The 13,120-nt window shown below is 47.8% G+C and carries 13 protein-coding genes; 10 read left to right on the top strand and 3 right to left on the bottom strand.

Translation table 11 applies throughout. The features are described 5' to 3' along the window. Positions 1-38: 38 nt before the first annotated feature. Together NTE_RS03845 and NTE_RS03840 are read left to right on the top strand one after the other, a co-directional pair. Positions 39-620, top strand: coding sequence for a hypothetical protein (locus NTE_RS03845; protein ID WP_148699822.1), 582 nt, complete (start codon positions 39-41; stop codon positions 618-620). Next, positions 589-1,155, top strand: a complete 567-nt coding sequence (locus NTE_RS03840) for a flavodoxin family protein (RefSeq protein ID WP_158385071.1) — start codon at positions 589-591, stop codon at positions 1,153-1,155. The genes NTE_RS03845 and NTE_RS03840 overlap by 32 nt, the downstream gene beginning before the upstream one ends. 62 nt (positions 1,156-1,217) lie before the next feature. Here NTE_RS03840 and NTE_RS03835 read toward each other — a convergent pair whose 3' ends face one another. Together NTE_RS03835 and NTE_RS03830 are read right to left on the bottom strand one after the other, a co-directional pair. After that, entirely contained in the window at positions 1,218-1,691 is a 474-nt protein-coding gene (locus tag NTE_RS03835; RefSeq protein ID WP_148699820.1) for a universal stress protein, read from the bottom strand. Between the two features lie 842 nt (positions 1,692-2,533). After that, positions 2,534-2,869, bottom strand: a complete 336-nt coding sequence (locus NTE_RS03830) for a helix-turn-helix domain-containing protein (protein WP_226987248.1) — start codon at positions 2,867-2,869, stop codon at positions 2,534-2,536. Between the two features lie 216 nt (positions 2,870-3,085). Here NTE_RS03830 and trxA point away from each other — a divergent pair, with 216 nt between their 5' ends. Next, the gene (gene trxA, locus NTE_RS03825; protein WP_226987157.1) at positions 3,086-3,481 is read left to right on the top strand and encodes a thioredoxin; all 396 of its coding nucleotides are present in this window, start codon (positions 3,086-3,088) and stop codon (positions 3,479-3,481) included. A 1,755-nt stretch (positions 3,482-5,236) separates the two neighbouring features. Next, on the top strand, positions 5,237-6,601 hold the full coding sequence (locus tag NTE_RS03820; RefSeq protein WP_148699818.1) for a hypothetical protein: 1,365 nt from the start codon (positions 5,237-5,239) through the stop codon (positions 6,599-6,601). 102 nt (positions 6,602-6,703) lie between these two features. On the opposite strand, the gene NTE_RS03815 is transcribed toward NTE_RS03820, so the two are convergent. Then, positions 6,704-7,009 carry a hypothetical protein gene (locus tag NTE_RS03815; protein ID WP_148699817.1) on the bottom strand — a complete coding sequence of 102 codons (306 nt, stop codon included), beginning with the start codon at positions 7,007-7,009 and terminating at the stop codon, positions 6,704-6,706. 118 nt (positions 7,010-7,127) lie between these two features. Here NTE_RS03815 and NTE_RS03810 point away from each other — a divergent pair, with 118 nt between their 5' ends. The 6 genes from NTE_RS03810 (at position 7,128) to NTE_RS03785 (ending at position 12,654) form a co-directional block, all read left to right on the top strand. Further along, positions 7,128-7,496, top strand: coding sequence for a hypothetical protein (locus tag NTE_RS03810; protein ID WP_148699816.1), 369 nt, complete (start codon positions 7,128-7,130; stop codon positions 7,494-7,496). Between the two features lie 2 nt (positions 7,497-7,498). Beyond that, positions 7,499-7,843: a hypothetical protein gene (locus NTE_RS03805; protein WP_148699815.1), complete on the top strand. Its 345-nt coding sequence runs from the start codon at positions 7,499-7,501 to the stop codon at positions 7,841-7,843. A 501-nt stretch (positions 7,844-8,344) separates the two neighbouring features. Then, positions 8,345-8,710: a hypothetical protein gene (locus NTE_RS03800; RefSeq protein ID WP_148699814.1), complete on the top strand. Its 366-nt coding sequence runs from the start codon at positions 8,345-8,347 to the stop codon at positions 8,708-8,710. 33 nt (positions 8,711-8,743) lie between these two features. Further along, positions 8,744-9,559, top strand: coding sequence for a DUF72 domain-containing protein (locus tag NTE_RS03795; protein ID WP_148699813.1), 816 nt, complete (start codon positions 8,744-8,746; stop codon positions 9,557-9,559). A gap of 110 nt (positions 9,560-9,669) precedes the next feature. After that, entirely contained in the window at positions 9,670-11,934 is a 2,265-nt protein-coding gene (locus NTE_RS03790; RefSeq protein ID WP_148699812.1) for a hypothetical protein, read from the top strand. A 90-nt stretch (positions 11,935-12,024) separates the two neighbouring features. Continuing rightward, positions 12,025-12,654 (top strand): Hcp family type VI secretion system effector, encoded by a 630-nt coding sequence (locus tag NTE_RS03785; RefSeq protein WP_226987156.1) that lies wholly within the window; start codon positions 12,025-12,027, stop codon positions 12,652-12,654. Positions 12,655-13,120: the final 466 nt, after the last annotated feature.

Raw genomic sequence — 13,120 nt, 5'->3', positions numbered from 1 at the left:
GAGGACATATTGTACTCATTTCTGGTGTCGTCTTGTTAGTGACAGGAATAACAATATCTGTAGTATGGGGCATTTCCTTTGCTGGCTCTTTTCTTAAGGAGAATACGATAGTGGCAAAGACGACTATAGAGCCAGGAAGATCCGTGGACGCGAGGGCCAATGTAAATCAACTTGGTAAACCGCTTTCCCTGGCAATTGGAATAGACAAGTCGGGACAGCAACAACAGGCATTTTCAGACATAAGGCTGAAAGAGACGATAACGGATCCCACTGGGAAGGTGGTAAGCAGCCATGAATTTGGAGAATCTTTCTTTAACAGCTTCAATCCGCAAATAGCAGGGATCTATACCGTCACCGTGTCAAACCTCGGGACCCAGCCAGTCAGTGTCAGTGGAGCATTTGGATATATGTCATTTGTGGGATCTGATGGAAAACCCAATATCAATGCAATAGCAGGAGAAGAGGGTGGACTGGGCATGGTAATCGCAGGAGGAGGCCTGGCTGCGGCTGGAATTATCGCTCTCATAGTGGGAGCCATAATCACAGTGATAGATAGCAGAGCACAGAGGCAGGGTAGCACGAAAGCTAGTGAAAACGGCATCAGTTACAAGAAAGACTAGGAGAAGGTGTGAGAGAGGCACGAAAGCAATAATCCTTTTTGACACACTCTTTGGGAATACCGAGAAGGTAGGCAACTCCCTTGTAAAGGGGTTGCGAGAAGCAGGCATCGAGGCAGACTGCGCCAATATAACGGATACTAGCATTGCCAAGATCGCCAATTATGACTTCATTGCAATAGGCGCACCAACTCAATTCGTTACCGCCTCAAAGCCAATAAAGCAATTCCTGGAGCGATTGAGAGCCTTGGATTTAAAAGGCAAGTATGGCTTTGCTTTTGACACGCGGCTTGACGACGTAATGGCGGGAAGTGCGGCCGAGTATATCGAGAAGAAACTTGTAACATATGGACTTGAAATTCTTAGGCCGCACAGCTCCGCAACGGTAGTGTGGGAAGAGAAGAAGATAGAAGGTGAGGAGAAGTCCAGAACGCAGGCCAACATCAAACCAGAAATGAAACAGTTTTTTGAGACAATTGGCAGAGAGCTCGGAGAACTCTTGCACGCGAAGGAAAAGAAGAAGAGTATGCAGAAATAGCAATATGACGGGTACGACTGGCCGTCAACACTTTTCCAAAGAGATGAAAAGAATGAGTTCAACTATTTTGTCACTAGGACGGGACAATGGGCATAGGTCACAATGCCCGATGCAATGCTGCCGAGCAAAATTTTCTTGAAACCTGTCCGTCCTCTGCTTCCTACCACGATGATATCAAATTGGTTATTTTCCGCATACGTTACAATATCGCCAACAATGGATAACGGTGCTTCGATAACCTCACTCTTCACTTTTACGGTAGAGGCGTCGGCTTCCTTCTTGATACGGTCAAACCAAGGATCAGCTTCCTTCTTTGCAGCCTGTATCATATCTGCAATATGTTGAGGCGTAGGCATACCATAGGTGCCAAGGTAAGAGAGGCTCTGATTCAGTTGAAGTGCGTATATCACTACCAACTCTGCACCATATTTTTTGGCAAGGTCGATGGCAAAAGAAGTCGCACGAAATGCATTTTCAGACCCATCTACAGGAACAAGAATCCTTCTTATTCTATTGCTTTTGATATCTCTGGACATATGTGTATGCTTTTTTGGCAATAAGATCTTTTTATTCTATCAGAGAAAGAACGTTAGCAGTATTGTGACTATCACTGCTGTAGATTGGAAGCATTGGAGACTTGATGCAAAAGTCGCACTTATGATACAGAAAACAGGATAGAAATCAGAGATGCACTAGAGAGATGCATTTGACAAGTCCGCCAAGTATTCGCGTTATCGACAACAGTCATGGCTCACCTCCACCATCAACAGAGTAGCATATGCCGATATGAACGCAGGGCGGAGATGAGCCAAGGATCTCGACTGTAGTTTGGAGTGAGGATGTTAGAAGAGTCATTGCATTAAAGCAGCAGGTACACAGTGCATGGCAAATAAAGGAGAATTAGAGCAGGGAAGGAGTGAAATTCAGTGATGTTGTTGTTGAACGGCTGTTGTTCCAGACGACAAGATTTCATTGCGATGCGTCCTATACCCCAAAAACACTAGCGCAACCCCCGCCGCAGCAAGGAAGTAAAAGACGACTGCAACTGAAGCAATTATAGGATTTACCATTCCGGCTGCCAAGAAGACACTGGCAAATAGTAGAAATGCAGCACCTGCAACATTTTCTCCGTTAATCTTACCCATTTGTTGTACCTTCGTGTTTCAATTGTAGTGGTATTTCTTATCGAGTAGGTGTACACTGCATGGCAGAGAGTTCAATGAACAATGGAAATGAATGTCAGGAAAATGGTTCTTGAGAAGGTAAAGGAAATAAAAGGAGTTCTCTCAGCCTGAACATCCTCCTTCTTTTCTTTTTGCTGTTCTCTTTGAGAATTGCCAAAGGTTTGCAAATGAAGGGCGAAAGTTGTTTATCGTCGTCATTGCTCAGAAGTAGCAGCAGCCATATATCGGATATCTTGACGGAACTTTTTCATCAAGCGATTCAATGAAGACCGTATCTCTTTTACACGGTGTTCTGCATTCTTTTCAATCTGCTCAATACCTGCAGAACTGTAGAGGTGCTTGTAACCCCCCTCTTTCAGATTTACAGTCTGCTTTGTACAAAAGCCTAGGCTGACTAGCCTCTGAAGCGACCTGAACGCGGTGCCTCTATCTCGATCCATTGAATCGGCAAGTTCATCCAAAGTCTGGGGTTTTGCTTCCCTAAGCAATAATGCCAGCAATGCCATATCAGAGGAAGAAAGGTCATACATACAAGACAGAAGATCTTTACATGTTGCATTACCCGCTGTTATTACACTCAGAGATGAATTTCGCATCTGTGCATCCCTTGCCGCATTTCACTATTAAAGGTATTGTACTGTGTTGGCAATAACGCAATACTTAATAGGCAGGGTCTATCAGTATTGCATGGTGCATGCAATACCGTGCAATGTAATAATCGCAACTCTGACTTGAGGATAGGAGAGATGGCCCGAGTCAACAAGATGGAGTTTGGAAGAAGTGGCAACAACAAAGAAGTGACTATTGACACCCCTATTGCGCTGACTGACTCAAACTTTGAACAGGCTCTACAAAAATATCCTCTCCTCATAGTGGATTTTTTTGCTCCATGGTGCGGATCGTGTAGAATGCTTGTGCCGACAATAGAACAGATGGCTTCAGAGATGGCAGGCAAAACAGTCTTTGGAAGGCTGAACGTAGACGAGAATCCAAGGATTACGAGCTTGTTTGAAGTACAGAGCGTCCCGACTGTCATAATTTTCAGGAACGGAGAATTACTAGACGGGTTCAGAGGAGTAGCTCCAAAGGCGCAGATAAGGTCTAGGATAAAGTCCATGATAGCGACTATCATGAGCCTCTGAAAGACGATGGGGTATAAGGGGTAACGAAGTCTAATCTAACAGGAATCGCACTTGCATTTTGTAGACATAATATCAAGGACTGGAGTGATTTGGAAGAACAACCTAAGTTTCTATCAGTGTATTTGGATGCAAATAAGCTCGAACTAGGCATACGCTAATCTAATCAAGTTTATCGTTATTTTTTTGGACCGCTCGCCCATAGCCTAATCTGTTGCCTTCAGAATCCCAATCGATGTAGCAGATTTCCCAGCGGGGATCTCGATGAAGTTTCAAGAACATTTCATCAAACTCATCCCTTGTCAGAAAGTGTCGCTCTCCGTGGCCTCCGTTAGGAAGATCGATTGGCTCGACAAGTTCTCCTTGAAAGAACGGTCAAAAAGACCATTTGGTCTGTCTTGTCGGAAGTGTACTGCAAGACCATTGCATGCCTTTTCGCTGGCTCTGCCATAGCCAGATCTTCCATTAGAGAGGACAAGTTTGGAACTGATTCCTCGATATTGCTCAAGGTGCACAGGCTAAATTTTAGATATTATTAAAGTTGTCGACATCTGTTCCTGCCTTCAATTAGTCCAGTCTTGATGCGTCCGAACTTGCTGGTGTCAGCAAATTGTCGGGGCCCTTCTATATTCCACTCGTACGCGAGAACGCGTGATTTTGGAGACATTTGTGTGAAGGGCCCCGAAGAGGCAGTAGAATTCTTGCTCAAACAACCGTGATTGCAAGAGCCATGCTTTTGCTGCGACTTTTGTTTCTTTATTGACGAGCGCTGGCTTTCTACTTGTTTTGCAGAAGTGGGTAGGGGCCCCTGAGCATTATGATTATACAGGAAATTGCTGACCTCTCGTTTTTGCAGCTAGGTGCAAAACGGGGCCCCGCCAAAAAAATATGAGCCATTATTTATCAGGAATTGCCAGGCATGCTTTGCAAAGGACCCCGACAACGAACTGATGAAAATGCTAGGAAAATAGTCTGTCATCACTTTTCTGGATTCATCAGGTTTTTACGGGTGAAACTGATAAACTGATAAAACCTGATAAATGGCCGGCTTCTTTCAGACGTAAAAATTGACCGGACAATTGTCGAACTTTTTGTCTTATTCTTGGCGTTGACATTTTTACGGGGCCCCGACCCTCGCCTTGGAAGCGACAGTCGGTTGAGAAGAGGAGAAAATATGCACCGACAAACTCAAAAGATGTTTGCTATCTGCCGTAGTAGAAGGACCCTCTGTAGATCCTGTCAAGTTGGCTGTTTTGTCACGTCAAGTACGAAGCCTATGCTTACCTCTTTCTGTGTACCTCTCTATGACTCCTAGATTCCTCTTTACAAGATCCGCTAGCTTGGGCCCTCATTTCCTTCCTGAAAGGCTATTCCTGCACAAACCTAGCAGAATTCAGGCTAATATCAGTGTAGTTAGGCGCGCTCTCATTGTGTCTTTCCTTTCGGGGCCCCGATGTCTTTTTTGTGCTTGAGGAAGCCTGAAAAAATTGCCGCAGCAATTTGTATCTGATTTTGCGCTCAGATCACACTTGACATAGTACTTGACATGGCACTTGACGCTCCACTTGACTGGTTTTTCGCCCCCACTTGACATATTTTCAAAAGCACCTGACATAGTACTTTACTTCCTGAAGCAGAAACCTGACACGCGGGATCGGATACTAGACATTTCCCGGGGCCCCAAACTTGCTACCCAACAAATACCAGAGTACGCGCAAACCTTATTTACATGCGTCCTTTACCGCACCCGTCAAAAAAATGACAGCCCAAACTGAAGAAGACGTTACAATGGGAATACTGGCTGACCACATAAACAACGTTCCTCGCAAGCAGATAGCTGAAAGACGCAGTACCTCTGAAACCAACGTCCAGAATAAAGTAAGCAAGTTCGCCAAGTTCGTAGGAGGCCCTGACCGTCTGAAGGCCCATAGGGAATTTGCCAAGACCCACAATCAAAGTCAGATGCATCCGTCCAAGGCAGTGTGGGGGTACGAAACGGCGGTGGCATTTGCAAAAGTGGGCCTGGATAACGCCAAGGAATTTGCCGATGGTTTGATGCCTCTTATGGGCCCAGAAGTAAACCGAAAGACGTTTGGTAGCACCCTGCGTTGGACAGCTGCGAAATACACCGTCAACCCTTATCTTCCACTTGATGAGATTCCTAAAAAGGCCGAGGAGGACCTTCAAACTTTTCGAAACATCAGAGCAGATATCGATGCCGGGTTAGCCAAGCTAGAAGATGTACAGAGACAGGAAAATGCAGCCAGAGACCAGCTCGCCAAAAAAGAAGCATTTGACAAACTTCTTACAAAGAATGACCTAGACTACTCTGACATACCAGAAATTTCCAGAATGTTTGTCGAATATGAAAAGGATGGCTGTAGCCCCAAGAAGATGGTTGGAAAACTCTCCGATGTCGAAAACTACGATGCCAGAGTAGCAGCGGCAAAGAAGTACCTTGCAGAGGTTGAAAAGTTAACGGAGCAGAAGATCAAGGAACTAGAATCGGCCAACGTGGCAATCGAGCTTCAGCGTGTTGCAAATAGGGGTTGCTTGCTTCCACATCAAATCGAAATCCTTGCAGAGAAGATAGCGCAAATAGCAATTCAAAGAGGCGTCAGTAAAGAACTTGCATTCCCGCGTTTCCTACATGATGTCGAAGAGCACTATTCGCCAATAGTAGGTTTTCAAAAATGGCTTGCATGTCAAGAACAGAAACTTGAAGAAAAGAATGACGAGTGCCTTGGCGTTATGGCAGAGACTGAGGCATGGAGGGATGAGAGGCAGATATGTCAAGCCTCAGTTGAAGAGCTAGAGGTAAAGAGGGCGACGGTTGAACGAGAATACCGAGAATTCTTTACCGAGATCGTCTCTATGCTTGCCCAAAGTATATCGAAAAACCTGCCTCTCTATGTGTATCTCAACAGGTATGTCACGCGGCAGGATAGACTTGTTCCTCTGCTCAAAGCTGCAATGGGCGAAGCAATTGAAAACAGAAAATTAGTGCCGGCCTTGGTTTATGCACTAGGGCTAGCGGCAGACAGTCTCCCAGAAAGAAATCACGTCAGATATGAAATTCAAGAATCACGTAAAAGGATAGCAAGGACGATTGGTCTGGCGTAAAAACTCTCCGTGTCGGTTTCTGCCACGGCGTAGATGCCGTCATCCAGAGACCATGCGAGTCAAAGGAATCCTACGTGTGCCAGACTTTGCTGCCCGCAAGCCTTACGCTTCTTTTTCTAATCGCATTAGAAATTCCAATACCAGCTTTCCTTTCTTGCTGATGCTGTAGCTCGTCCTCACCGGCTTGTCCAAAGAGACTGCCCTATCTAACAGACCTAGGGAGGTCAATCCATTCACTATTATGTTGACTTGGCCGCGGCTATCTACTACCTTTGTACCTTGAGCGTGACGTAGGATGTCATTGTAATGCAGAGGCCCCCTACTGTCGATGTATTTTAGAATCTCGTAAAATCCCTTCTTGGACATCTTTCTCAGCAGATCTTGAAGAGGACCCCTCTCCTGCGGCAAACATGCGGTAATTTAAGAGCCTATTGAATAAGTTGTAACCGCACGTATTGTAGAGCAGACCTAAGAACTAAAGGCTTGATAATTTCCAAGATTAACCCGCGGTGGTGCCCACCAGCCGATGCCAAGAAAAGAAGAAGAGCTGCTGAACGCAAGGTTGCTTGAGGGGTTGCTCAAGCTGAGTGAAAGGGAGCATGCAAAACTGGATATCGACATCCTCACAGTAATTGCCAACAAGCCTGTCAATTACACGGGCATGAAGAAATACACTCTTTACGAACTTCAGGCTATTGCTGGAAACTATGCGAGAATCAGGCGCGTTGACATTAAGGAATCGGACATCTCCAACAGCATTCGTCGGATCCAAGCCCTCTTTGCAGCGTCAAGAATCGACATCATAACTCTCGAAGGCCTGCAACTTGCACCATCAAAGGGGGCTGCAAGGGAAGCCAACTCTATGAAGAGTTGGAAAACCAGTTGCGTAGCATAATCATGAAAATCTTTGGCGAAAAGATCCAAGCATCTGTAGAGAGGGTAATTTCGAGCCCGCGGACAAGAGAGCGTGAAATAGCCAATGCATGGAAAGCCCTCCTGCTAGAGAGGAGTGAAAATGGTCCAAGGGCCTTCAAGATAGACATGGACACATTTGCACACCATTACCAACAAGAGTATGGCAAGGACATGCCCGTCGAGATTGACGCCAAGACGATTACAGAGATCTTGGCAAAGGGAAGGCTTGCTTATCCTGTTGACCACGACGAAGGAAAGGTTTGCCACTTTTGGTATGCAGATGGTGTGGCCAGCTGGACGCTCGTAGCACAGAAAGAGGATAGCTAGAGAGTAACCATGTCACCATATTACAATGAGAAGGACACTCATGACAGAGTCGTTGCAAAACTTGCAAGGTGCCTCAAAGAAAAGTACCCTTTACACACGATAGAGCCAAACGTAAAGTACCGTCGCAAAAGGCAGGGCCCTCCGCTTCGGAACGGACGCGACTATTATCCAGATGTCGTAGACTATACGGACAAAATTGCGTACGAAGTTCACTGGAAAGGAAGTAGGAAGGAAGAGTCATTTGATTGGCTGCCAGAAGGCTGGAAAGGTGTCAATGTGTTTATTGACGACATGAGCAACCCATTCGCCATTATCGTTCGCATGCCCGGATATGGATTCACATTTGTTGAATGCCAGCGTGACAGTGACCCTACGAGTTGTATGTGACAATTTACATTTTATCCCGGAAGATTTGGTGAAGGAGCATCAAAAGTACATGACATAACATGCTTTTACATTCAGAAATGATATAAGGAAGCATGTTATAACATGTTACTGTATATGGTCAAGCGTGGCGGCAAGGAAGTGATAACGGTCGAGATCTTCAAGCAGACGTACGACGTCATGAAGTCGACTGCAGAAAAGATGCACTGGAACACCAAGGAGTACATCAACTCTGTGCTTGTTGAAGCCATAGAGCGCGACAGGTTCCTGCAGAGCTACGCGCCCTACTTCTCAAAGATTGGATACCAGGACAACATACTGTTCATCCGCGACGCCAAAGCCGGCAAGACCGCAGAGGTCTACCTGAAGGACAAGACGCTCTACTGTGGGCTGTGCGAGTCCAAGGACTGCAGCCACATACACTACGCATTTGCACTGCCCGAAGTGGCCAAGATGTTTCTGAAAAAGCCGAGGCAGCAGTAGACAAATATCCTAGCGTTCTGAAATAGAGATACATTGCTTCTTGGCACCTGCGGGTGGAGCTACCAGGAGTGGGTCGGGCTTTTCTACCCAAACAACAGGGTTGCCAAGCTCCCGTTTTATGCCAAAGTATTTGACACAGTCGAGGTTGATTCGTCGTTTTACCGTATGCCGACAAAGATGATGGTAAGAGGATGGGAAAAGGCGACAGGCCCATTGTTCAAGTTTTCGCTGAAACTGCCAAAGACGATAACCCACGACAAGCGCCTCACGGAGGGTGCAGAGGACGATTTGGCAAAGTTTCTGGACGTCATCAAGCCGCTTGAAGAGTCAGATAAGCTTGGGTGCTTGCTTGTGCAGCTTGCGCCCAGCTTTTCCTATGACGAGGCAGACGTGTTGGAATCCTTTTTAGAGTTATTGCCTTCCTACATCCATTTTGCAGTCGAGTTCCGGCACGAATCGTGGGACAGAAAAGAAACATGGGATCTGCTAAAGAAATACAATGTCGCAAACACGATAACCGAATCCCCAATAGAGTTTCTGTCAAAGATCGTCGTGACTTCATCAACACACGCGTACGTAAGGTGGCACGGCAGAGGCAAGCCCATCTGGTACGACTATACATATTCAGAAGAAGAGCTGATGCCTTGGGTTGACAAGCTAAAAGAGATGGAGGCTAAGGTCCCGGTGACGTACGCCTACTTTAACAACCACTACAATGCTGGCGCGCCGCACAATGCGCTTCAGTTCCTGGCAATGAGAGGCGAGCTGGACGAAATGCAGGAAAAGACCATAACAAGAATTGAACGTAAGATCCGCAGAAAACCATCGAGGATAACAGATTTCGTGTAAAAAGTGATCTATTATCATTATTATCTCATATTGGCTAACCTTGTAGCAAGATACTATTTACTAGAAACTATATCTACTATTCTTTAATAAATGGGAACTTGCAAGAGGCCATGGCAGCCTCAAGGATACCTGCTACCAACAACAATAGCGACAAGACGCTAGAACTACGGTTTCTTGGAAGCACTGAGAAAGACCAAGCGCCACGCGTGGCACTTTTTGCAGTCGAAAAGGGCGTTGTCAGAAAACTCGGATCCATTCAAGGAAACAAGATCCAGCTTTCAGAGCTAGCCCGCAACGTCAAGGAAGGGGCAAGCTACGGGTTTGGCCCAGACATTGACGAAAAAGAAGTGACAAGGGAAATGCTCGTCACCTTCAGGCCAAGGGAGAAAGTCGCCGAGTGGTCCAGGACAGGCGTGATAGAGGTTACGCCCAAGTGGCGCGACTGGATTCTTCCCATAGTCTGCGTGCATGGCGACGTGCACAGGTGCAGGCCAAGGCCGTGGCTGCTTGCAGACATTGCCCTTGCAAAGACAACGACATTTACGGACGTTCTGACGCTCAGGCCAGAAATATCAAAGGCAACAACAATCACGCCGTCATTGACGCTGCCTACCATCTGCGCGCCAATATGCAACGCCGTCGTCGAAGTCTATGAAAAGACGTGCTGCTGCAGGCTGCGACCGCCCTTTGACATAGACGACATACTTGACAGGCTCAAAGATTTGATAGAACGTGTTCCTCCAATTCCTGACCCGGATCCGGGGCCCATAAGCCCATGGCCAGAGCTAGGCCCTATTCCGATCCCGGGACCCGGTCCTGACCCTGTGCCAATAAGGCAGATGGAAAAGGCGGCAAGCCTTGTGCGCGCAACAGGCGCCAAGGTGCCGCTTGGCAACCCGCCTGAAAAACTAGCAGAGGACTATTACATGCTGATGTCACTTCCGCTGCAGGACAGACTCGCATACATTGACGCCCATTACTACCTCTACCCGATCTTTTGCACGTGCAGTTCAAGAAAGGTCGGCGAAACGCCCGTGAACGAGGACGGCGAGTTCAGCTTTTGCTACTGGCGGCCGTTTGTAAGGGCAGGGTGCAGGATAACCTACTATTACAAGGTCAGGCAGTGGCAGGACAACCAGTGGGTGTACATCTATGACGGCTCGACAACGCACGACTACTTTACTGCCTCTGACGATGCTCACCTGCGCACCTGGAAGGGGCGCGCCTGTGACCCGGGAAGCGACGTCCCCGATCCCGGAACGAACTTTGTGATGCTGGAAAACATTGGCTACATCCCAAGCTGGAAGCTTGCAAGCCCTGCGCAGGACAGCGAGCTTGGCGTCTCATCGGCAAACCCCGGCGACGGACTTGTCAACAACAACTACACTGGCCAGCCTTGGGGCCAGACGCTCAGCTTCAGGCTCAAGTTCCACGAGGGAATGAAGGGGATAGGCGCAAAATACTACAGGGTAAGCGTGGTCAGGGCAAACTCTTCCGGCGACCCGGATGGCGTGCCGCAGGTGCTGACAGACCCTGTCGCATGGAGCCGCTGGAAGTGGGTCGGGACGCAATTGCAGACAGAGGCAGTCGCGCTTGGTCCAAATGCGGTCGGCAGCAATTCGGGGCTGTACCTCATCCCGTACGAATCCGATGCGCCAGACGGCGGGTGGCTCTGGTTCCAGTTCCACCAGTCATGGAACACGACCATGCATGACAACGGCAAGCACCTTGTGATAGTCGAGGTGTTTGACGGGGCTGGAAACAGGATCAAGCCTGCGGGCGCAGCGGGAGCAGGGATCGACAAGCCGTTTACCTTCAGGCGATGGTCAACAGAGACTGCCACCGACGCGGTGAACTATGCCGCACTCGTACACATGTTCCATGCAGACAACGTCGCCTGCTATGGCGACATTGTTGCGCTGCGCAAGAACGACGCGCCTGTAGAGGGAAGCTGCCTCTTCCTGACAGGGTGCTCTGGCGACAAGTTCACGGTGCGGTTCTATGCGTTCCACGTCAACAAGTTCATGCACAGCTACAACCTGTGGTTCGTGCGCGGGCTCAACGACACAAGCGGGACGATAGAGACAGGCACTGCAAACGCCCCCTCGACTGTCCCGCCGATCCCAAGCCCGCTCAATGCGGCAAATGCCAAGGCCGCCGAAAAGACGTTTGGCGAGATGCTCGGCGCGCATCAAAAGTGTTCGTTTGCCATAGAACTGAGAGTGTATCCCAAGCACACAAACGGCTTTGGCATCATAACGGGCTATGGCGCGTCCGATACTGCGGCAGTCGCGCTGGAGCAGGTGCCGTGCGTCGACCTTGGATCCATCCCGAGGATCGCGGCGGCAACAGAAAAGAGAGAGTTGCCCAAGTAGGGCATCTCTTCTTCCCCCTTTCTTCTTTTCCATCTATCTTATAGAGCCAAACTACAGAAAAGGTATATCTTTACTGCCTTATGCGTCGCCATGCCAAACCTAGGCAAGATGCAGGTAGTAGCGTCGGTAGCGGTTGTCACGTCGATTCTTGCAGGGTATGTTGCAGTGGCATCTTTTTCTTCTGCGTCGCAAAAGATCTCGGCCAGCGAGGCGCTGCTCGGGATTCCTTCTGCTGATGCTGCCACGGTAGACTATTTTCTAAAGATAGACGGCATTGAAGGAGAATCAACAAGCGACAGGCACAAGGGCGAGATAAACATCGAATCGTTCAGCTGGGGTGCGTCTAACACGGGCTCGGCAAGCGCAGGAGGCGGCGCGGGAGCGGGAAAGGTGTCGTTCCAAGACATCAGTTTTACCAAGGTGATTGACAAGTCATCTCCAAAACTGATGCTTGCAACGGCTACAGGCCAGCACATCAAGCAGGTCACACTCACAGGCGAAATGAGCGGCAAAAAGGGCCAGCAGTTCCTCCAGATCAAGCTGACAGACGTGCTCATCTCCTCGTACCAGCAAGGAGGCAGTTCAGGAGCGGTTCCTACAGACAGCTTCTCGCTCAACTTTGCCAAGATAGAGTTCACGTACTATCCCACAAACCCTGACGGCTCTCTGGGCGCGCCAATGACCGGAGGCTGGGACATAAAGGAGAACAAAAAGGGCTAAGCCTTTTTTCCCTTCTTTCTTTTTTTGTTCATGTATTGTAGCTCTGCCAAAAAGATTTTTTTCATACACGCCATGCAACAGGATATAACAGAACATGGGATTATTTTTCATGCTATTGCGTGATTTTGAACATGTTACTGTTATTCGATGCCATCTGCATGATATGCATGAAATCGGAAATGTGCAGATATGCGCACATTTGCAAGCTTTACGACGATAACTCTGCGACCTGCCATTCGGATGAAGAGGCTTCGGGCTATTGTGGCGCATACGATGATTTTGACAACTACAAGCCCGTTTTTATGCCAAAACTGGAAAAAAAGCTATTTACGCGCTGATTCTCAAAATCCGGATTATTATCACACGGAGATGCCATCAAGGATGCCTAGAGTCCATTGTCCGCGAAAATACAGATTACAATATTTATCTAAAATCTCATTTCTTTGTTAAGAAAATTATATTATTC

The sequence above is a fragment of the Candidatus Nitrososphaera evergladensis SR1 genome (genome assembly GCF_000730285.1).
GTDB lineage: Archaea > Thermoproteota > Nitrososphaeria > Nitrososphaerales > Nitrososphaeraceae > Nitrososphaera > Nitrososphaera evergladensis.
The sequence above is the reverse complement of the archived record's forward strand: the minus strand, read 5'-3'. Positions and strand labels throughout refer to the sequence as shown.

Coding starts and splice junctions, on each gene's coding strand:
- NTE_RS03835 (WP_148699820.1), bottom strand. CDS start 1,691: ATGTCCAGAGATATCAAAAGCAATAGAATAAGAAGGATTCTTGTTCCT.
- NTE_RS03830 (WP_226987248.1), bottom strand. CDS start 2,869: ATGTATGACCTTTCTTCCTCTGATATGGCATTGCTGGCATTATTGCTT.
- trxA (WP_226987157.1), top strand. CDS start 3,086: ATGGCCCGAGTCAACAAGATGGAGTTTGGAAGAAGTGGCAACAACAAA.
- NTE_RS03820 (WP_148699818.1), top strand. CDS start 5,237: ATGACAGCCCAAACTGAAGAAGACGTTACAATGGGAATACTGGCTGAC.
- NTE_RS03810 (WP_148699816.1), top strand. CDS start 7,128: ATGCCAAGAAAAGAAGAAGAGCTGCTGAACGCAAGGTTGCTTGAGGGG.
- NTE_RS03805 (WP_148699815.1), top strand. CDS start 7,499: ATGAAAATCTTTGGCGAAAAGATCCAAGCATCTGTAGAGAGGGTAATT.
- NTE_RS03800 (WP_148699814.1), top strand. CDS start 8,345: ATGGTCAAGCGTGGCGGCAAGGAAGTGATAACGGTCGAGATCTTCAAG.
- NTE_RS03790 (WP_148699812.1), top strand. CDS start 9,670: ATGGCAGCCTCAAGGATACCTGCTACCAACAACAATAGCGACAAGACG.
- NTE_RS03785 (WP_226987156.1), top strand. CDS start 12,025: ATGCCAAACCTAGGCAAGATGCAGGTAGTAGCGTCGGTAGCGGTTGTC.